We start from the raw sequence: 19,103 nt of genomic DNA on the forward strand, positions 1-19,103 counted from the left end.
CAGGCTGCGGCAGATCATCCTGACGCGCATTTTGTGGATAGAGAGGACGGAGGTTGTTTTTATGGAAAAGCCGTTGGTTTCCGTAGTGATGCCCGTATATAACGGGGAAAGATATATTGGAAAAGCGATCGAATCAGCACTGGGACAGGAGGTTCCGGTAGAAGTGCTGGTCATTGATGACTGTTCTGCAGACGGCACAGAGCTTGCTGTAATGAAATATATGGACAGCGGAAAGATCCGTTATATCCGAAATGAACAGAATATGGGTGCTGCCCGTTCCAGAAACCGGGGCGTAAAGGAAGCCCGGGGAAAATATATCGCATTTTTGGATGCGGATGACTGGTGGGAAAAGGGCAAGCTGAAAGCCCAGACAGAGGTTATGGAACAGACCGGCTGTGCGATCTGCTCCACCGGAAGAGAACTGATGACGCCGGATGGGCGCACTACCGGCAAATATATTCCGGTAAAGGAACGGATCACATACAGGGAGCTTCTGAAGCATAACAGCATCAACTGTTCTTCCGTATTGCTACGCAGAGAAGATGCACTTGCGTTTCCAATGGAGCATGATGACAGCCATGAAGATTACATTACCTGGCTCCGGATATTGGGAAAGGGAGGATTTGCAGCAGGGATCAACAGACCTTACCTGAAATACCGGCTTAGTGAAGGGGGAAAATCCAGAAATAAGCTGAAGTCTGCGGCAATGACTTATCAGGTGTATCGGTATGTGGGATATGGTCCGCTGAAGAGTCTGTTTTTCTTTGTTTCCTATGCGCTCCACGGGATATGGAAATACCGTTGAAAAATTCTGGAAGAGGTGAATAATTCTGACATATATTAATTCTTTATTTCCAAATTCATAAATATATGTTATTATTTATTCATACTTTTATCAAATATTACAAGGTGGAAACAAATGAAACAGAGAACGGATAGCCAGGGAGTTCCGTATTCTTACCTGGTCGATAACATTAAAGTAGTACTGATCTTTCTTGTCGTATTTAATCATCTGATCGCATTTCAGCTGGTCAAGGTGGACATGGTGGTGCGTTATGTATGGTATGGGATCACCATTTTTCACATGCCTGCTTTTATTTTTATATCTGGATATCTTTCCAAGAAGCCACAGGATGTACTGAAGAATGTGAAGAATCTGCTGATCCCTTATATTCTTGGATACAGTCTGACCTGGTATGCTTATATCTGGACCGGCAGAAGCATGGATTATGAGCTGCTCCGTCCGTCCGGAACAGTTATGTGGTATGTGCTGGCATTGTTTATCTACAGGCTGACTATCGAAGCACTTGGCAAGATACGTTTTATCGTGCCTCTGAGCATTATTTTTGCATTGTGGGCAGGAACAAGACCGGAATTTACGACCTATCTTTCAAGCTCCAGGATTGTTGTATTTTTTCCGTTTTTTGTGGCAGGCTATCTGTGGAAGAGTGATTACACAGACGTGGTCCGTAAATTCAAGGGTAAATGGATCCTGCTCCTGGTTTCAGCCCTGCTTTTGTATGCAGTTCCAAATTTTATGATCGCCAATGAGATCCCGGTAGATATTTTCCGTGGGAATCATACGTATCAGTTATCGGGAATGGATGATATCACAGGAATGCTGATTCGCCTTCTGATGTATCTGGTATCTTTTGTGCTGGTGCTGACGTTTCTGGCATTGATCCCGGATGTGAAGCTGCCGGTTACCTTTGTTGGAAGAAATACCATGGGGATTTATTTTTTCCATTATCCGATCATGATCGTACTCAACGGCCTGCTTCTTCTCAGCATCCCGCAGATGCTGAATGTCTGGGTGCTTTTCGGAGTATCCTGGGTGCTTGTGCTGATCCTTGGAAGCAAGCCGGTATCTTTCCTCTACGGAGGGGTACTAAACCTGCTTACATTTATTCTGTTCAAACGTGAGAGGCAGGTGCAGGATGAAGGACTTGAGGATGAATATGATGAAGATGACCGTTATGAGATCATACTGAAAAGAAAGAAAGCCATTGAGGAGCTTGCGGCAACTCTGGACGAGGAGGATGCACGTAAGGTGAAGGACGATGTGGCGGCTGTACTGGAACATGAGACAGAAGAGACGGAAGAAATCCGTGGCGAGGATTTCTTTGTAGATGAGGATCTTGAGATGGAGGAAGGCATGGATGATGCCGGAGCTCCACAGGAATTTGAGCAGCTCCAGGACCTGGATGATATATTAAAGATCACAGAACCGCAGGGGGAAATGGAAGTGCTTTTGAAAAATAAAGAAGAGAAAGCGCAGGATTAAATTAATAATGAAAAAAGTCATTACTTACGGTACCTTTGATCTGTTCCACCAGGGACATTACAATATTCTGAAAAGAGCCAGGGAGCTGGGGGATTATCTTGTTGTGGGTGTCACCAGTGAAAGCTATGATATCGAACGCGGCAAGCTGAATGTACAGGACAGCCTTCTGAAGCGTATCGAAAATGTCCGCAAGACTGGTTTTGCGGATGAGATCATTGTAGAGGAATATCAGGGGCAGAAGCTAAATGACATTACAAAATACAATATCGACCTTCTGGTAGTCGGTTCGGACTGGCGTGGCAAATTTGATTATCTGAAGAATTACTGTGAGGTCGTTTATCTGGAACGTACCAAAAATATTTCCAGTACCAAGCTCAGAAGTGAGGGTATGATCTACAGCATGGGCATTGTTACGGATGATACAGAGGACAACGAAATGGTGATGGAGTCCAAGTATGTCAGCGGACTGCATGTAGAAAGTGTGTATTCCGAGGACGTTTTTGTCGCGAGAGAATTCTGTGACAGATACGAACTTGACTCTTATGGTACAGATTACGGACAGTTTCTGGAAGGACTGGATATCATTTATATCCGATCCGGTCTGAAAAACAGGGCAGATTATATCCGAAAGGCACTGGAATGTGATAAATATGTGATCAGTGACACGCCTATGGCTCTGGAGCCGGAAGAGATAAGAGAGCTGTTTGCACTGGCAAAGGCACATCAGGTTGTTCTGGTAGAGAAGCTTACCATGGTCTATCTGCGCGCGTTTACGCAGCTTGTCTGGCTGACACATGGAGCGCTTGTGGGAGATGTGGTAGCTGTAAAATGCGCGATTTCTCAGGATGATTTTGAGGGCGGAAAAAATTTCAGCGAAACAGTCAGCCAGGCGCTGTGTGCATGCATCAAGCTTCTCGGTAAGGATTACCTGGAGGTGAAGAGCAATGCGGTGAAAAGCAGTGACGGCTGCTTTATTTATGATATGATCACGATGAAGTATCTCCGGGCACTGGCGACCATTGAGATTGGAACAACGGTGGATGTGGAAAACGAGCTTGCGATCATCGGAACCAGGGGGCGTATCACCGTACCCGGTGACTGGTGGAATACCGGATATTTTGAAGCCAAAATAGAAGGTCAGGAATTCCTGAAACGCTACAGCTTTAATTTTGAGGGAAATGGTCTTCGCTATCTGCTTCAGGAGCTGGTCATCATGATTCGTGACAGACGGACAGAATGTACGAGATTTTTTTATGAAGAATCAGAAACTCTGGCTGAGCTTTTGAAAATAATTAATCAAAGAGGTTGACAGATGACAGAAAAACAGAAGCTTCTTTTGCAGCTCTTCCGGGAGGTTGACGCGATCTGCAAAAAGCATGATCTTAGATATGTAATGGCCGGAGGTACTCTGATCGGTGTTCTTCGAAATGAAGGCTTTATCCCATGGGACGATGATGTGGACATTTACATGCCCAAAAGTGACTGGGATAAATTTGTAGAAATATGTCAGAACGAGATGCCGCCGAACCGGGCGGTTTATTGTGCAGAAGTGGATCGTAATTATACCAACGGTTTTCCGCGCTACGGAAGTACGGATACCTGTGCGATCCACAAGCATCAGATCATAGGGGACGACAAGGCTGGTGAGATCATTGACGTACTGACTCTGGATCCCATTCCGGATGATGACCGTGAGTATGAGAAATACCGGGACCATATGATGATCTATACGGAACTTCTGAATATCAGCATGGTCGTGGGAGTCAGATGGGAAATTTCTCCCTGGCGGTATCTGTACTGGCTTTTCCGCTATACCTTCTGCGGAAAGGACAGAACCTTAAAGAAATTGGAGAAGATCATGTTTTCTTATAAAGAAGAGGAGTGCAGCCGCTATGCCATGCGATGGGGAGGCTGCCCGTTTCTTTTTGACAAGGATATGATGTTCCCTGTAAAATATATGGACTTCGAGGGCGAAAAGGTTATGATCCCTCACAGGACCAGCGATTATCTGATCTGGCATTACGGGGACGAATGGTCCTATATACCGCCTCATGGGGAAAGAGAATCTCATGAGTCTGTTGATGTTCCGGGCGCCAGCTATCAGGAGGTGCGGGATGAATATACGCCAAGGATCGACAAAAAACGTATCCGCAGACAGATGCTTTTCCGCAAATTCTACTGCCTTCTTATGGCAAAGGGAGACCATAAACAGGATGACAGACGAAGAAGGATCAAAGCCGGTGTTGTAGCCCGGGATGTGTCTGCCCGACTGATGAGATCCGAAAAAACAGCGGAGACCCTGCTGAAAGAGAGAAGATATGATGTGCTTGGTGAGATCTTTGAGGAGTATTACCGTGTACAGCTCAGCATGGAGTTTATCGGGCGTGAGGATTTTAACGGGATCCGTCCGTTCTATCATCCGATCCTGATCCCGCTGGAGGATAAGGCTTTTCAGGCGGCTATGCTGACACTGATCTATCAGGAGCGTGTTTCCAAGGCATACCGTATGTACGAGGTACGCAAGAAAATGGATCATCTTACTCCGGAAATGGAGCAGACAGTGGAGGATATCCGCCGTTTCCGAAAAGCAGCCAGCCACTATGAATTTAAAGAAATGCAGGAAGCAGAGGCGATCGTGGATGATCTTCTCAGAAAATATCCGGATGCTCCGGGATTCCTGAAATTTAAATGTCGGTTTGTGATGGAGCGCCTGGAAGGACCGCAGAATGCTTCGGAAGCGGAGAAATTTCTGTCTTACTGCCTGAGAGTATTTCCCCAGGATGGATATTTTATGAAATATAAGGGGGATCTTCTCTGGAAAAAGGGCCTCCGGAACGAAGCAATGGCAGAGTATCTGAAAGCCAGAGAATGCACCAATAACGGCATTGTGCAGCTGGAACTGGATAAATTCCTGAAAAAACAGAAGTCCCAGGCGATCCGGGACTGTCGGGATCTGCTTGGAAGCCAGAGAAGATCAGAAGCACTCTCTCTGATGGAATTTTGGAGCAGACTGATGCCGGAGGATGAGGAGATCAGAGGCGCTCTTTATCTTGCGAAGGTATATTCCGTCCGTACAAAAGGGGAGCTGGAAGAGCTGGTGAGAGAGCTTTGCAAAGAACTGGGGATCACCGGTAATTCTCCAAGGGAGGGAACCCTTGAGGAGCCAGTGTACAAAGAGGCACTTACCTGTGCATGGCAGAGATTCGGCTATCCCAAAGCACTGGCAGAGGGCCGTACCAGGATCCTGTGCAGTGAGGAAGAGGGCGAGATGGAATATCTGGCAGAGGAGATCCGCAGCTTTCTGGTCCATAAGGAATGGCAGGGAGAGGTATACAAGCTTCTGGGAGATATCCGGAAGAAACAGGGGCGTACCCGGGAAGCCTTCGAAAATTATTTCCTGGCATTGGATCATGAGCCGCATCCCTATATAAAAAATGAGCTTTCCAGGATCTTCCTGGAGGATCTTTACGATGGAAGCCGGCGTACCGGATTTTTCGCAAAGAAGGCAGACGTGACAGAATTTCTGAACAGCTGGCTGGATAAGTATAAAAGTCAGGAGGAGCTTCAGGAGCTTCTGAAGCGGATCCTGTAATGACAGATCAACAGAAACGAGGCAGAGTGTATTGAACAGAGAACAGCAGAAAGTACTGGAACTTCTAAAAGAAATAGATACCATATGCAGAAAAAATAAGATCACATATTATCTTTCTCCGTATCTTACCCTCTGTGCGGTAACGGAGCGCCCTTTTCCCATGAATCCGGCAAGCAATGATATTTATATGAAGACCGGTGATATGGCCCGGTTTAAAAACATCTTTGACGAAGAACCGGAGCTGCGCAGAGCTCTGGAATCTATGGAGAATAACAGCCGTTTCCCCGGATTTTTTCTGCGTTATACAGATAAAGATACATTGTTTTATAAGCTGGACGAGTATGGAAAATACAAACATCCGGGACTGGGGATCAATATCCTTCCGCTGCAGTGTGAATATGGTCCAAAGGGAAAATATCTCTGGAACCGTATGCGCGAAGAGGGATGGAAGAGGATCTACGGAAAAAAAGGCAAGTGGCGGAACCGGCGTGAGCTGGGATGTATCTGGATGGTGCGAGTCCTTTCCCTTTGCGGACGAGGCTGGCTGGCAAAGAGCATATTCCGGGATCTGCTCCGGCAGCCGCAGGATGGCGCAAAAACATATGTACTCCGATATTTTGACCAGAATCTTTATTTTCCTGCGCATATTTTTGAAAATCCCGGGGAGGCAATGCTTGGAGGAGAATCCTTTATGGTCCCGGGAAACACAGACAGCTATCTCACCCGGGCCTACGGCAAAAATTATCGAAATAAGTCAATGGAAAACTATGTTCCCGGCTCGCTGGTGGTGTGCAGCACACTGATCCCATGCGAGGAATTTCTGCAGCAGTCAAAGGAACTGAAGAAATTTGCTTCTGTCAGGAAGAAAAGGGAAAAGCGCAGGCAGTTTGGAATGAATTACCGGGAATATCTTGCACAGTGCTGGGATTATGCAAAATTCTGCGGGGAAAAATATACCTGTGCACTGGCTTATCGCAAAAAGCTCAGCTATATCCGGAATCTCTTCAAAAATGAAGATTATGTGGAACTGGAAAAAGCATTTGCAGGATATACCAGGATGAATGATCGCTGTCTGAAATATGAAGAAGCATTTGAAACAGATCCGGAGGTTTTTGACCTGTATCTTAAGTATCTGGAAAAAACAGGAAGGATCTCGTATATGGAGAAGGTAAAAAAATATGTCTAAGGTCAAGCTTACAGATTATGTTGTGGAATTTTTGCAGAAAAAAGGGATCCATGATTTCTTCGGATATCAGGGAACCATGATCGCACATCTGGTAGATTCCATTGAGAAGAATCCCCATGTAAGAAGTCATTCCAGCTATCATGAGCAGGGAGCTGCTTTTGCCGCCTGTGGTTATGCTCAGGCAAAGAATGCCTGCGGCTGTGCCTATGCCACCAGTGGTCCGGGAGCTGCCAATCTGCTTTCCGGTGTAGCAGATGCGTATTTCGATTCTCTTCCGGTGATCTTTATCACCGGACAGCTGAATACCTATGAATATTCCGGTATTACAGGCCTTCGTCAGCAGGGCTTTCAGGAAATCGATATGGTTTCCATGGCAAAGCCGGTAACCAAGTACGCGGTGCAGGTCCGTGATCCGAAAAATATCGTTCGTGAACTGAATCTTGCATGGCAGATCGCCAATACAGATCGAAAGGGACCGGTTCTTATCGATCTTCCCATGAACGTGCAGAGAGGCGAGGTGGAAGATCCGGTTTATGATATGGAATTTTCCGAGGAAGAGATCGAGACAGCTGTATATGGAAAAAATGATCCGGAAAACGGGGCAGCCTTTTACAGGGATGCAGTTGCAAAGGCGGATTCTTCTGATGGAGCAGAGGCGGCAGAATATATTCTGGATAAGATCAGGACTGCAAAACGGCCGGTATTTATGATCGGTCACGGAGCTTCCGGAGAAGCAGAAAAAATGCTCACAGATCTGGCGCGTGCCCATCACATTCCGGTGATCACAAGCGTACTTGCCCGGTCCGCACTGAGCTTTGATGATCCTTTGAACTTCGGGTGCATCGGAGGTGCTTACGGACACCGGTATGCAAATATGATCGCCAATGCAAAAAGCGACCTTCTGCTCTGCTTTGGAATTTCCCTGTGTACCCGTCAGATTGGTACTAAGGTTCATGAGTTTGCGAAGAATGCTGAAATCATCCGTGTGGATATTGATCCTTATAATCTTCAAAGAGAGATCCATGAGGGAAGAGAAGGTGAGAAATGCTTTTGCGTCAGCGCAGAGACTGTGGTGCGTAAGCTGACAGAGCAGCAGGCACAGATCGGTTCCTATGAGGAATGGCTTGCTGTCTGCCAGAAGATCCGTAAGGAACTCTGGAAAGTGGACGATGAGACACCGCAGCGTTATCCGAACCGCATGATCGCATACTTGAGTGATCAGCTTTCCGATACCGGAGCGGTTGCTGTGGATGTGGGACAGCATATGGTATGGAGCTATCAGTCCTTCCACAATCAGCAGGGGCAGAAGACACTTTTTTCCGGCGGACATGGTGCTATGGGCTATGCACTTCCGGCGGCTATCGGAGCTTATTATGCTACCGGCAAGCCGGTGGCATGTATCTGCGGAGACGGAGCCTTCCAGATGAATATCCAGGAGCTGCAGTGGGTGAAGCGTGAGAATATCCCAGTGAAGATGATCGTAATGAATAATGAGGCTCTGGGAATGATCCGTCATCTTCAGAGAGATTATTTTGACTGTGTATATGCGGATACCTCCGATGGCAGCGGATTCTCGTCCTGCGATTTTACAGATGTGGCGCAGGCTTACGGAATTCCTGCAAAGCGCATCCAGGGAGAAGACGTGGAAAAATATGCCGGTGGATTCCTGGAGCAGAACGGACCGGAGCTTCTGGAGATCATGCTGGAGCATGGAACCTACGCATACCCGAAGACCTGTCTGGGTGAGCCGATCCACAATCAGCAGCCTTATATACCGAAACCGATATTTGATGAACTGATGGAGCTGTAAAATGGGAAAAATAACTGTGATCACAGGCGGTACCTCTGGAATCGGAAGAGGGATCGCCGAAAAGATCCTGGCAGAGTCAGCAAAAACTGACAGGATCTTCGTAACATATGGACATGATGAGAAGAAGGCACTGTCGTTTCAGGAGAGCCTTCCTGAGGAAAAAAGATCTCAGGTGACTTTGATAAAGGCAGATATGTCTTACTATGAAGAGATGATGGTTTTTGTGGAGGAGCTGAAAAAGCAGACAGACCATATTGACTGGCTTGTAAGCAATGCCGGCATCAGTACCTACGCAAAATATGAAGACTACAGCTTTGAGGAGTGGACACGGATCGTAAACACCAATCTTTCCGTACCTGTATTTATGGTAAAAGAGCTGAGATCCATGATGGTAGAGGGCGGCAGTGTGCTCTTTACCGGTTCCTATGCAGGACAGCAGGCGTATTCTTCCTCCCTTGTATATGGAGTCACCAAGGCAGCCATCCATTTCCTGACAAGATCCCTGGTAAAGGAATTTGAGCCAAAGGGCATCACAGTCAACGCTATTGCACCTGGCTTCATCGAAACTCCGTGGCACAGCGCCCGCACCCAGGAGAGCTACGACCGTATCAACCGGAAGATCGCACTCCACAGGTTTGGAACTGTGGAGGAAGTGGCGGATATGGCTTATGCAGTGCTGTCTAACGGATATATGAACGGCAGTGTGGTGGATATCCACGGTGGTTATGACTACTTTTAATAGAAGTTGAAAGTGTGCAGGAAGACAGAAGAAGACATGTTGTGCCTGCACATAAGGGTCTTCTTATTACTTTCTGTACAGGGGCGACGTCCCGAAAACGAAATGCAGCGAAGCAGAATCGGGTTTGCGCACTTGAGACGTCCGTACGGAATCTGTGAAATTCTTTATATTTAAGCGAAAAAGGCTTGACTTGCACACCTGCTCTGTGATAAAATTGACGAGCGACATGGAAGTTAGGTCTTTTTTTTATGCCCGAAAATGACGACGGATATACGTTCCGGGCGGCATAGAAGACCATGCAAATGAAAACACTGGAGGTGGAAGTTGTGCGCGTTAAGATTACATTAGCATGCACCGAGTGCAAGCAGCGTAACTACAATATGACGAAGGAGAAAAAGAACCATCCTGAGAGAATGGAGACCAAGAAATATTGTAAGTTCTGTCATACACACACTCTGCACAAGGAAACAAAGTAATCACAGAGATTTGTGAGGTTATGCTATGGAAAAACAGAAATCTGAGGATAAGCCGCAGAAGAAAAGTTGGTTTCAGGGACTTCAGTCAGAATTTGAGAAGATTGTCTGGACAGACCGTCCCACACTGGCAAAGCAGACTGTTGTGGTCGTGATCATCACGATCATCCTGGCAGTGGTTATCAGTGTAATGGATTCCGGAATTCTGGAATGCATTAATTTCTTAATGAAGTAAGGACAAGGTGATTATATGTCAGAAGCAGCAAAATGGTACGTTGTCCATACCTATTCCGGGTATGAGAACAAGGTAAAAGCCAACATTGAAAAGACGATCGAGAACAGACACCTGGAAGACCAGATCCTAGAGGTACGTGTTCCGCTGCAGGATGTAGTGGAGATGAAGAACGGAACCTCAAGACAGGTTCAGAAAAAGATGTTTCCAGGCTATGTGCTTCTCAATATGGTGATGAATGACGATACCTGGTACGTTGTCCGTAATACCCGCGGTGTTACAGGATTCGTAGGACCGGGATCAAAGCCTGTGCCTCTTACAGAAGAGGAAATGATGCCGCTTGGTATCCAGAAACCGGATATCGAAGTGGACTTCGCAGAGGGCGACATGGTAGTCGTTACCGGTGGTGCATGGAAAGATACCGCAGGTGTGATCACAGGTATCAACATGCAGAAACAGACGGTAACGATCAATGTTGAGCTTTTCGGTCGTGAAACACCGGTAGAAATAAGTTTCACAGAAATCAAAAAAGCTGAGTAATTCAAAAACAAGGTAACAGCAAGTGGGAGGGACACACCCCCGCCAATACCACATAGGAGGTGCCGAAAATGGCAAAGAAAGTAACAGGATATATCAAATTACAGATTCCGGCTGGTAAAGCAACTCCAGCACCACCTGTAGGTCCGGCTCTTGGACAGCATGGTGTAAACATCGTACAGTTTACTAAGGAGTTCAACGCAAGAACAGCTGATCAGGGAGATCTTATCATCCCGGTTGTCATCACTGTTTACGCTGACAGAAGTTTCAGCTTCATAACCAAGACTCCGCCGGCAGCAGTTCTTCTTAAGAAAGCTGCAAACATCAAATCTGGTTCCGGTACACCGAACAAGACCAAAGTAGCTAAAGTTACTAAGGCACAGGTTCAGGAGATCGCTGAGCTGAAGATGAAAGACCTCAATGCAGCATCCATCGAGGCTGCTATGAGCATGATCGCCGGTACAGCAAGAAGTATGGGAATCGAAGTCGTAGACTAATAAATACCGAAGCTTAAGTTCGGGGTTCCCGTAGAAAAAGTGAAATTTTCAAGTGGGAGGGCTTTTCCCCGCAAATACCACAGGAGGTTATAGAAATGAAACGAGGAAAGAAATATGTGGAAGCTGCGAAAGCAGTAGACCGCGCAACATTATATGATGCACCAGAGGCTATCAGCCTTGTTAAAAAAGCAGCTGTAGCTAAGTTCGACGAGACCATCGAAGTTCACATCCGTACAGGCTGCGATGGACGTCACGCAGATCAGCAGATCCGTGGAGCAGTTGTTCTGCCACACGGAACAGGTAAAAAAGTTCGTGTACTTGTATTTGCTAAAGATGCTAAGGCAGAAGAGGCAAAGGCAGCAGGAGCAGACTTCGTAGGAGCTGAGGACCTCATTCCGAAGATCCAGAACGAGGGATGGCTTGACTTTGACGTTGTAGTTGCAACACCGGATATGATGGGCGTTGTAGGTCGTCTTGGTCGTGTACTTGGACCGAAAGGTTTAATGCCAAACCCGAAAGCTGGTACTGTAACAATGGACGTAACAAAAGCTGTTAACGACATTAAAGCAGGTAAGATCGAGTATCGTCTTGACAAATCCAACATCATCCATGTTCCGATCGGAAAGGCTTCCTTTACCGAGGAGCAGTTAAGCGACAACTTCCAGACGCTTATGGGAGCTATCACAAAGGCTAGACCTAGCACACTGAAAGGTCAGTATCTGAAGAGCGTTACAATCGCTCCGACAATGGGACCTGGTGTTAAGCTTAACCCGATTAAATTAGCTCAGTAATAAATTTTAAATACCCTGTACAGAGGAAACTTTGTATGGGGTATTTTTTTATACATTTATACACCTTGATTTTTGGGGGCAAAAATCCTACAATAAGGCACAAACAGAGTTGTAACAGAACGAAAGCTCATCAGAGCTTTTTCATATAGATATTACAGAAGAAAATAATAATCATGTTAATATAAAAAAGATGGGGAAAACGTTTCTGTAAGTAAAACTTACAGATGAATTTGTCGGAACAGGGAGTATAAATTGAGATCAAAAAAGCGTAAAGCGAAGAAAATAAAAAAACAGGTAAACAAAATAAAAATGATACTCTGCCTGGTGGTAGAGGCTATCGTGATCCTGACACTTGTAGTGATCATCGGCTGGAATAAAGGGGTAGGTGACTGGATGGAGTCTCTGCAGAGACCGGTTGTCCGTAAGCTTGAGATGAGCGGTATCAACAGTCCCTACGCAGTGCTGATGCAGGTAAAAGGCGGAAAGATCATCGGAAATATGAAGGGTGATGAGAAAATCTATCCGGCTTCCATGACGAAGATCATGACGGTGATCGTGGCTATTGAGAACCTGGATGATCTGGATCAGGAAATCACTCTGACCCAGGAAATGTTCCAGGGGCTTTATGAGCAGGATGCCACCCAGGCAGGCTTTCAGCCCGGTGAGACCGTGCGGGCCATCGATCTTCTTTATGGTGCCATGCTGCCATCCGGTGCGGAGTGTTGTATCGCACTGGCGGATACCGTAGGCGGTTCCAGGGATGGATTTGTGGAGCTGATGAATAAGAAGGCACAGAGGATTGGAATGAATGGTACACATTTCTGTGATACGACAGGGCTTCATGATCCGGATCATTACAGTACAGTGAGAGATATTGCGGTGCTGCTTAGGTATGCGCTTCGGAACGATACGTTCAGAGAGATCATTGAGAGTCCGCGGCATTCTACAGGAGTGACGAATATCCATCCCAGCGGGATCACATATTACAGTACCATGTTCAAAAATCTTTCTGACCCTTCCGTTACCGGCGGCAAGATCCTGGGCGGCAAGACAGGATATACCAGTGAGGCGGGTCTGTGTCTTGCAAGCTTTGCAGAGGTCTACGACAGGGAATACATACTGGTAACGGCAGGCGCATCGGGAAATACCGGAAGCCCACTCCATGTGGAGGATGCGGTGACGATCTATAACCGCCTTGGAAAGGCCATTGAGGCACAGATGACATGCAGTGATGGATCGGAGTCTTGAAAAGATAAAGGGTAAATTTTGTGTATCGCGAAGCGTGTTACGGAGAACGGAGTGAACAGTAATATTTTTGGATAAATAAATACTGGCACAGAGGTGGATGCTGCTGTATTGGCAGCATAACACTTCTGTGCCGTTTTTTGATTCTTCAAAATGAAATCGTATAGCGGGAACCTGCAATGTATTCACGGCTGATGTAAAGCGGATTTCCATCAGGAGCTTCCATATAGGAATCCAGGATCAGCACGGGATCACCGGAAGACAGACGCAAAGTTTTTGCCATATCCGGGGAGGCTGCAGTAACAGAAATGGTGCTGCGGCTGGATTCTGCGATCGTACAGCGGTAGGTGTTTTTGATATATTCAAAAAAAGAACCGTTTTCTACAGCGTTCGGATCAAAATCCGGGAAAAGCCGTGTGGGGAGCCAGGTGTGAACATCAATAACCGGAATACTGTCAGCCAGAAGAAGACGTTCCAGGAAAAAAACTTCCTCATCCGAAGTAAGCTGCAGAAAATCAGAGGTTACGCTGTTCGCAGGTTTTTTGCAGAAGGACAGTACGTGAGATTCCGGAATACGGTCATTCTGACGGCAGGATTCGGAAAAGCTCATATTTTTCTGGGATTCAAATTTCCGGAAGATCATGGGGGATTTTACAAAGGTTCCTTTTCCCTGATGCTTGATAAGATAGCCCTGCGTGCAAAGCTCCTCCACGGTACGTCGGACAGTGATCCGGCTGACATGGTAAAGATCGGCAAGCTCCGGCTCAGGAGGGATTTTTTCTCCGGGCTTATAAGTACCGTTTTTAATCTGCTGGGTGATGATATCCATAAGCTGCTTGTAAAGCGGCTGGATCGAATTTTTATTTAACATGAAAATATCCTTTCTGAGGTTGTTCATAAAAGATATTTTACTATAGTGCGGATGTATTTGTCCAGTAAGGGACAAACCTCTGCAGTGCGTCAGAAGGAACATTGGATGAATAATTAATCATAAATCATGAATATACTCTTTACTATAACGTTATAATATGTTATATTCTTCAAAAAGGTAAAATGCAAAAGTACAAGAAGGAGAAATTCATCTGAAAATCCGAAAAAAACCTGTATTTTCAATGGATTCAGAGGATTACCAGACGAATTTCCACGAAAACCGGAGGATGAAAATGGACGCAGTAAAAATCGTAAATAAGATCAACAAAGAGCATGGAACAATCAAAAATGTGTATTTTCTTGCATGCGGAGGATCTCTTGTGGATCTGTATCCGGGATATTATTTTGTCCGTGCGGAATCCGCAGTGATGGATGCACAGTGGATCCCTGCAAGAGAGTTTGCACTGACACCGCCGAAGAAGCTGGGAAAAGACAGTCTTCTGATCATCTGCTCTCACAGCGGCAAGACAAAGGAGTGTTTGGAGGCAGCAAAAACAGGAATGGATGCAGGTGCGGCTGTTGTTACAATGACACATGCGCCAGGTTCCCCATGTGATACCGATAAATGGATCTCCGTTGTATACGACTGGGCACCGGGGGTAAAAGAAGCAGAGAAGCCTCAGGGAATCGTACTTCGTATTCTTAATGAGCTGATGAAGGTACAGGAGCCGGGATATAAGCTTTACGATAAGATCGTGGAAGGCTTTGAAAAGATCGATGATGTTATTGCAACTGCAGTGAAGGATCAGCAGAATGCAGCATGGCTTTTTGCAGAAAAATATTCAGAGGAACCGAACCTTTATATCATGGCATCGGGAGCTTCCTATTCTCAGGCATATGGCTTTGCGATCTGCTCACTTCAGGAAATGCAGTGGATGGACTGCGGTTATCTGAACAGTGCGGAATATTTTCATGGACCGTTTGAGGTAACGGATGAGGATCATCTTTATATCCTTATGATGAGCCGGGGCAGAAACCGTATGATGGATGCGCGTGTGCTGACTTTCCTTGAAAAATACGGAAAGAAATACGAAGTGATTGATGCAGATAAGCTTGGTATGGAAGCAATTGATGACAGCTGTGTGGAATATTTTACTCCGATGCTGTTCTACACCATGACGACCGTTTACCGTACCGCTCTCCAGGATAAACGCCGTCATCCGCTGGATATGAGAAGATATATGGGCGTTGTAGAGTACTAAAGGTGCTGCTGTGCCTGTGCACAGAGAAAGGGAAAATATGAGTAAATACAGTACAAAGCTTCTTGGCTTCGGAGACAATGTAGTGGATATCTATGATCATCTGAAAACCATGTATCCAGGCGGAAACTGCGTAAACGTCAGTGTTTACGGAAAGATGGCCGGATGTGAAAAAACAGCGTATATGGGATATTTCGGAGATGACGACAGAGCAGAACTGATCATGGATACACTGGAAAAAATCGGCGTGGAAACCGTAAAGTGCAGACAGCTGCATGGCGAGAACGGTTATTCCAGGATCACATTAAAAGACGGAGACCGTGAGTTCCTGGATTTTAATGATGGTGGTATCCGTGGAAAAACACCGTATATCCTTGATCGTTTTGATCTGGAATATATGAAAGGCTTTGATGTGGTACATAGCGGAAATTACTCTTTTACGGAGGAAGAGCTGCATAAGATCAAAGAGGCGGGAATTCCGGTTTCTTTTGACTTTTCTGATGATTCCACAGAGGAATATTATGAAAAAACAGCACCGGAGGTTACTTACGCATTTTGCTCCTTTGACGGAACCGACCAGGAGGCAGAAGAGCATCTGAAAAAGATCATCTCCATGGGGCCGAAGCTTGCCATGGCCTCCAGAGGAGCCAGGGGCTGCATTCTTTATGACGGAAGGAATTTTTACCGACAGCCGGCAGCGCCGCTTACGGAAGTAAAAGATACTCTTGGCGCCGGGGATTCACTGATCGCATCTTTCCTTACCGGGTATATCGGAAGAAGGAAAAACGGCATGGCGGAGGAAACCGCGATCTGTGAAAGTCTTGAAGAGGCAGCTGCTTTTGCAGCGTGCATCTGTGGCATGGAAGGTGCTTTTGGCTACGGAAAAAAATATGAATAGCAGGAGGGGAAAATAATGGGACGCAATGGAAAAAGCAGAGCGCTTATCTGTTTTGTACTGTGTATGATCATGGCTCTGCCGGTATATTTCAGCAGTGCAGTGGCAGTAAAAGCGGCAGAACAGCAGACCATCATCATAGGAACGAACGCAGAGTATTCACCATTTGAATACCTAGATGATAATGGAAATATTACAGGTTTTGATTACGATCTTCTGGAGGCGATCGCCAAGGAAGAAAACGTAAAGCTGGTATGGAAGGATATGCCCTTTGATTCCCTGATGGGTTCCATGGAGGCTGGTGATGTACAGGTGATCGCAGCCGGGATCGGACCTACGGAGGACCGTAAAAAAAGCGTTGATTTTTCCGATGTTTATTACACCGGTACACAGTGCATCATCAGCCGTAAGGATAATCCGATCAAGGATTTTGAGGAGATGTCCGGAAAAACCGTTGCAGTTCTGGAGGGTGCACAGAGTGATATGATCGCATCCGGCGAGACTACCGATTACGGTGAAGTTAAGGATGCCAAAGTAAAAAGATTTAAAAACGCTTCCAGTGCAGTCATGGAGCTGAAAAACGGTGGAGCAGATGCAGTTCTGATCGACAATATCATGGCTGAGATCTACTGCAAACAGAACTCAGACCTGCAGTATGAGTCCGTGCCAAGTACAGCAGAGGATACGGTTTTCTGTATTGAAAAAGGAAACACAGAGCTTGTCCAGATCATCAATGACGGGCTTGCAAAAGTAAAAAAATCCGGGGAATATGATGATCTTTATCAGAAGTATTTTGTGGACACACTTGAAAACAGCGAGGATGTGACAGATGTAGCAGCAACCGATGGTTTTCTGGGACTTTTAAGCTTTATTTTCCTTCAGGATAATCGTTGGAAGTTTTATATTAACGGTCTTGGGATTACGCTGATCGTTTCCCTTTTGTCAGTGATCGTAGGTATCCTGATCGGTCTTGTAGTGGCTTTGGTACGGCTTGGAGCTGCGAAAAAAGGCAGAAGAACCATTCTTTCCACGATCGCGGATATTTATGTTGATGTGATCCGTGGAACACCGTCAGTCCTTCAGCTGATGATCATCTATTTTGCAGTGTTCCACAGCAGGCTGGGATATGTGGCAGCAGTGGTCAGCTTCGGTATCAACAGCGGTGCATATGTTTCCGAGGTTATCCGCGGAGGTATTTTATCTGTAGACAAGGGGCAGAGCGAGGCAGGTCGTTCTCTGGGCCTTGGGTACAAAGATACCATGCGTTTCATTATCATTCCGCAGGCTGTAAAAACCATCCTTCCGGCAATGGGTAATGAGTTTATCCAGCTGATCAAAGAAACATCTATTTTAGGTTATGTAGGTATCATGGATCTGACAAAAGCGGCAAGCTATGTTTCTTCCCGTACTTATCAGATGTTCATACCGCTGATCGTTGCAGGTATCATGTACTATCTGATCGTGAAGTGCCTGAGCCTTCTGCTGAAGAGATTTGAAAGGAGACTGAGAGAAAGTGATTGATGTTAAAAATCTGAAAAAGTCCTTCGGGGACGTACACGTATTAAAGGGAATCACAACTCACGTAAACAAGGGTGAGTGTATCTGTATCATCGGTCCGTCCGGCTCCGGAAAATCTACATTTCTGCGCTGTCTGAACCTTCTGGAAAAACCGGAGGAAGGCGAGATCACCGTAAACGGACAGCAACTTCTGGATCCGAAGCTGGATGTAGATAAATTCAGGGAAAATGTGGGAATGGTTTTTCAGCATTTTAATCTGTTTCCAAATATGACAGTATTGAAAAATATCACCCTTGCGCCGGTGCGCCTTGGCAAATGGAATGTAGCGGAAGCTGATCAGAAGGCGAGGGCTCTTTTGAAAAGAGTCGGACTTGAAGAAAAAGCCGATGTCTATCCAGGAAAGCTTTCAGGCGGACAGAAGCAGAGGGTTGCCATTGCCAGAGCCCTTGCAATGAATCCCCAGGTGCTTCTGTTCGACGAGCCGACATCAGCTCTTGATCCGGAGATGGTCGGAGAGGTTCTTGAGGTTATGAAGGAGCTTGCAAAAGAAGGCATGACCATGCTGGTGGTTACCCATGAGATGGGATTTGCAAGGGAGGTCAGCGACAGAGTGCTCTTTATGGATGATGGGGTGATTCTTGAGGATAGAAATCCGAAAGAACTGTTTGGGGATCCTCGAGAGGAAAGGACGAAGGAGTTTCTTTCCAAAGTGTTGTAGGGTTTTTCGTGGAAAAGTTCTGCTTTGAAAAAGCGGGGAAATTCGTGGGGAGGGGAGGCACTCGGAGTTGCGAAGCCCGTTTCCCCTCCCCACACCCCACCCCTCCGGGCACGCCGCTGTGCTACGCCTTGGAGTGTGTTAATTTATCGGCTTAGTCCTGTATGCTGCTGTATTGGCAGTGTCAGGCTGAGCCGATTTTTATTTCGTCGGACGGGAAAGCGGCCCGCGCAGCGGGCCTGTTCCCTGTTGTTAATGGGAGCGGGTTTATGCCAGTGATGCGACAATAGACGGGAGCAAGTGAGCGCCGGCAATACAGCAACAGGCAGAAGTAGGTCTATGCCAGTGATGCGACAACAGACGGGAGCAAGTGAGCACCGGCAATATAGCAACAGGCAGAAGTAGGTCTATGCCAGTGATGCGACAACAGACGGGAGCAAGTGAGCGCCGGCAATACAGC

At 46.3% G+C, this 19,103-nt stretch carries 18 protein-coding genes; 17 read left to right on the forward strand and 1 reads right to left on the reverse strand.

Going from position 1 to position 19,103, the window contains the following annotated elements:
- Nucleotides 1-61 precede the first annotated feature (61 nt).
- The 13 genes from NQ489_RS01085 (at nt 62) to NQ489_RS01145 (ending at nt 13,389) form a co-directional block, all read left to right on the forward strand.
- Nucleotides 62-805 (forward strand): glycosyltransferase family 2 protein, encoded by a 744-nt coding sequence (locus NQ489_RS01085; RefSeq protein WP_044961410.1) that lies wholly within the window; start codon nt 62-64, stop codon nt 803-805.
- Nucleotides 806-919: 114 nt separating this feature from the next.
- Complete coding sequence (locus NQ489_RS01090; protein ID WP_015525325.1) at nt 920-2,284, forward strand: acyltransferase family protein; 1,365 nt, start codon at nt 920-922, stop codon at nt 2,282-2,284.
- Between the two features lie 7 nt (nt 2,285-2,291).
- Complete coding sequence (locus NQ489_RS01095) at nt 2,292-3,593, forward strand: adenylyltransferase/cytidyltransferase family protein (RefSeq protein WP_015525326.1); 1,302 nt, start codon at nt 2,292-2,294, stop codon at nt 3,591-3,593.
- Between the two features lie 3 nt (nt 3,594-3,596).
- The gene (locus tag NQ489_RS01100; RefSeq protein WP_021651256.1) at nt 3,597-5,876 is read left to right on the forward strand and encodes a LicD family protein; all 2,280 of its coding nucleotides are present in this window, start codon (nt 3,597-3,599) and stop codon (nt 5,874-5,876) included.
- A gap of 31 nt (nt 5,877-5,907) precedes the next feature.
- The gene (locus NQ489_RS01105; protein ID WP_021651257.1) at nt 5,908-7,062 is read left to right on the forward strand and encodes a LicD family protein; all 1,155 of its coding nucleotides are present in this window, start codon (nt 5,908-5,910) and stop codon (nt 7,060-7,062) included.
- Nucleotides 7,055-8,872 carry a thiamine pyrophosphate-binding protein gene (locus NQ489_RS01110; RefSeq protein ID WP_021651258.1) on the forward strand — a complete coding sequence of 606 codons (1,818 nt, stop codon included), beginning with the start codon at nt 7,055-7,057 and terminating at the stop codon, nt 8,870-8,872. The genes NQ489_RS01105 and NQ489_RS01110 overlap by 8 nt, the downstream gene beginning before the upstream one ends.
- A gap of 1 nt (nt 8,873) precedes the next feature.
- On the forward strand, nt 8,874-9,611 hold the full coding sequence (locus NQ489_RS01115; RefSeq protein WP_021651259.1) for an SDR family NAD(P)-dependent oxidoreductase: 738 nt from the start codon (nt 8,874-8,876) through the stop codon (nt 9,609-9,611).
- Between the two features lie 326 nt (nt 9,612-9,937).
- On the forward strand, nt 9,938-10,087 hold the full coding sequence (gene rpmG / locus NQ489_RS01120) for a 50S ribosomal protein L33 (protein ID WP_044961412.1): 150 nt from the start codon (nt 9,938-9,940) through the stop codon (nt 10,085-10,087).
- Between the two features lie 25 nt (nt 10,088-10,112).
- Nucleotides 10,113-10,319 carry a preprotein translocase subunit SecE gene (gene secE, locus NQ489_RS01125; RefSeq protein WP_021651261.1) on the forward strand — a complete coding sequence of 69 codons (207 nt, stop codon included), beginning with the start codon at nt 10,113-10,115 and terminating at the stop codon, nt 10,317-10,319.
- A 15-nt stretch (nt 10,320-10,334) separates the two neighbouring features.
- Nucleotides 10,335-10,856, forward strand: a complete 522-nt coding sequence (gene nusG, locus NQ489_RS01130; RefSeq protein WP_015525332.1) for a transcription termination/antitermination protein NusG — start codon at nt 10,335-10,337, stop codon at nt 10,854-10,856.
- A gap of 68 nt (nt 10,857-10,924) precedes the next feature.
- Nucleotides 10,925-11,350, forward strand: a complete 426-nt coding sequence (gene rplK, locus NQ489_RS01135) for a 50S ribosomal protein L11 (RefSeq protein WP_015525333.1) — start codon at nt 10,925-10,927, stop codon at nt 11,348-11,350.
- Between the two features lie 95 nt (nt 11,351-11,445).
- Nucleotides 11,446-12,141 (forward strand): 50S ribosomal protein L1, encoded by a 696-nt coding sequence (gene rplA / locus NQ489_RS01140; RefSeq protein WP_015525334.1) that lies wholly within the window; start codon nt 11,446-11,448, stop codon nt 12,139-12,141.
- A 252-nt stretch (nt 12,142-12,393) separates the two neighbouring features.
- Nucleotides 12,394-13,389, forward strand: coding sequence for a D-alanyl-D-alanine carboxypeptidase family protein (locus tag NQ489_RS01145; protein ID WP_021651263.1), 996 nt, complete (start codon nt 12,394-12,396; stop codon nt 13,387-13,389).
- A 145-nt stretch (nt 13,390-13,534) separates the two neighbouring features.
- On the opposite strand, the gene NQ489_RS01150 is transcribed toward NQ489_RS01145, so the two are convergent.
- Nucleotides 13,535-14,257, reverse strand: a complete 723-nt coding sequence (locus NQ489_RS01150; RefSeq protein WP_022427097.1) for a GntR family transcriptional regulator — start codon at nt 14,255-14,257, stop codon at nt 13,535-13,537.
- Nucleotides 14,258-14,549: 292 nt separating this feature from the next.
- Between NQ489_RS01150 and NQ489_RS01155 the strand changes: the two genes are divergently transcribed.
- From NQ489_RS01155 to NQ489_RS01170, 4 genes are read left to right on the forward strand one after another with little or no spacing between them, the layout of a single operon-like run.
- Nucleotides 14,550-15,518: an SIS domain-containing protein gene (locus NQ489_RS01155; protein WP_044961411.1), complete on the forward strand. Its 969-nt coding sequence runs from the start codon at nt 14,550-14,552 to the stop codon at nt 15,516-15,518.
- 37 nt (nt 15,519-15,555) lie between these two features.
- Complete coding sequence (locus NQ489_RS01160; protein ID WP_021651267.1) at nt 15,556-16,413, forward strand: PfkB family carbohydrate kinase; 858 nt, start codon at nt 15,556-15,558, stop codon at nt 16,411-16,413.
- Nucleotides 16,414-16,428: 15 nt separating this feature from the next.
- Entirely contained in the window at nt 16,429-17,931 is a 1,503-nt protein-coding gene (locus NQ489_RS01165; protein WP_022427099.1) for an ABC transporter permease subunit, read from the forward strand.
- Nucleotides 17,924-18,646, forward strand: a complete 723-nt coding sequence (locus tag NQ489_RS01170; protein ID WP_021651269.1) for an amino acid ABC transporter ATP-binding protein — start codon at nt 17,924-17,926, stop codon at nt 18,644-18,646. The genes NQ489_RS01165 and NQ489_RS01170 overlap by 8 nt, the downstream gene beginning before the upstream one ends.
- Nucleotides 18,647-19,103: the final 457 nt, after the last annotated feature.

It is taken from the genome of Blautia sp. KLE_1732_HM_1032 (assembly GCF_025147905.1).
Classification (GTDB): domain Bacteria; phylum Bacillota; class Clostridia; order Lachnospirales; family Lachnospiraceae; genus Blautia_A; species Blautia_A fusiformis.

Excerpts from the sequence above, each read along its gene's own strand:
- NQ489_RS01150 (WP_022427097.1), bottom strand. The coding sequence starts at position 14,257 with ATGTTAAATAAAAATTCGATCCAGCCGCTTTACAAGCAGCTTATGGAT.
- secE (WP_021651261.1), top strand. The coding sequence starts at position 10,113 with ATGGAAAAACAGAAATCTGAGGATAAGCCGCAGAAGAAAAGTTGGTTT.
- NQ489_RS01110 (WP_021651258.1), top strand. The coding sequence starts at position 7,055 with ATGTCTAAGGTCAAGCTTACAGATTATGTTGTGGAATTTTTGCAGAAA.
- NQ489_RS01085 (WP_044961410.1), top strand. The coding sequence starts at position 62 with ATGGAAAAGCCGTTGGTTTCCGTAGTGATGCCCGTATATAACGGGGAA.
- nusG (WP_015525332.1), top strand. The coding sequence starts at position 10,335 with ATGTCAGAAGCAGCAAAATGGTACGTTGTCCATACCTATTCCGGGTAT.
- NQ489_RS01115 (WP_021651259.1), top strand. The coding sequence starts at position 8,874 with ATGGGAAAAATAACTGTGATCACAGGCGGTACCTCTGGAATCGGAAGA.
- NQ489_RS01160 (WP_021651267.1), top strand. The coding sequence starts at position 15,556 with ATGAGTAAATACAGTACAAAGCTTCTTGGCTTCGGAGACAATGTAGTG.
- rplA (WP_015525334.1), top strand. The coding sequence starts at position 11,446 with ATGAAACGAGGAAAGAAATATGTGGAAGCTGCGAAAGCAGTAGACCGC.
- NQ489_RS01155 (WP_044961411.1), top strand. The coding sequence starts at position 14,550 with ATGGACGCAGTAAAAATCGTAAATAAGATCAACAAAGAGCATGGAACA.
- NQ489_RS01095 (WP_015525326.1), top strand. The coding sequence starts at position 2,292 with ATGAAAAAAGTCATTACTTACGGTACCTTTGATCTGTTCCACCAGGGA.
- NQ489_RS01165 (WP_022427099.1), top strand. The coding sequence starts at position 16,429 with ATGGGACGCAATGGAAAAAGCAGAGCGCTTATCTGTTTTGTACTGTGT.
- NQ489_RS01090 (WP_015525325.1), top strand. The coding sequence starts at position 920 with ATGAAACAGAGAACGGATAGCCAGGGAGTTCCGTATTCTTACCTGGTC.
- NQ489_RS01100 (WP_021651256.1), top strand. The coding sequence starts at position 3,597 with ATGACAGAAAAACAGAAGCTTCTTTTGCAGCTCTTCCGGGAGGTTGAC.
- rplK (WP_015525333.1), top strand. The coding sequence starts at position 10,925 with ATGGCAAAGAAAGTAACAGGATATATCAAATTACAGATTCCGGCTGGT.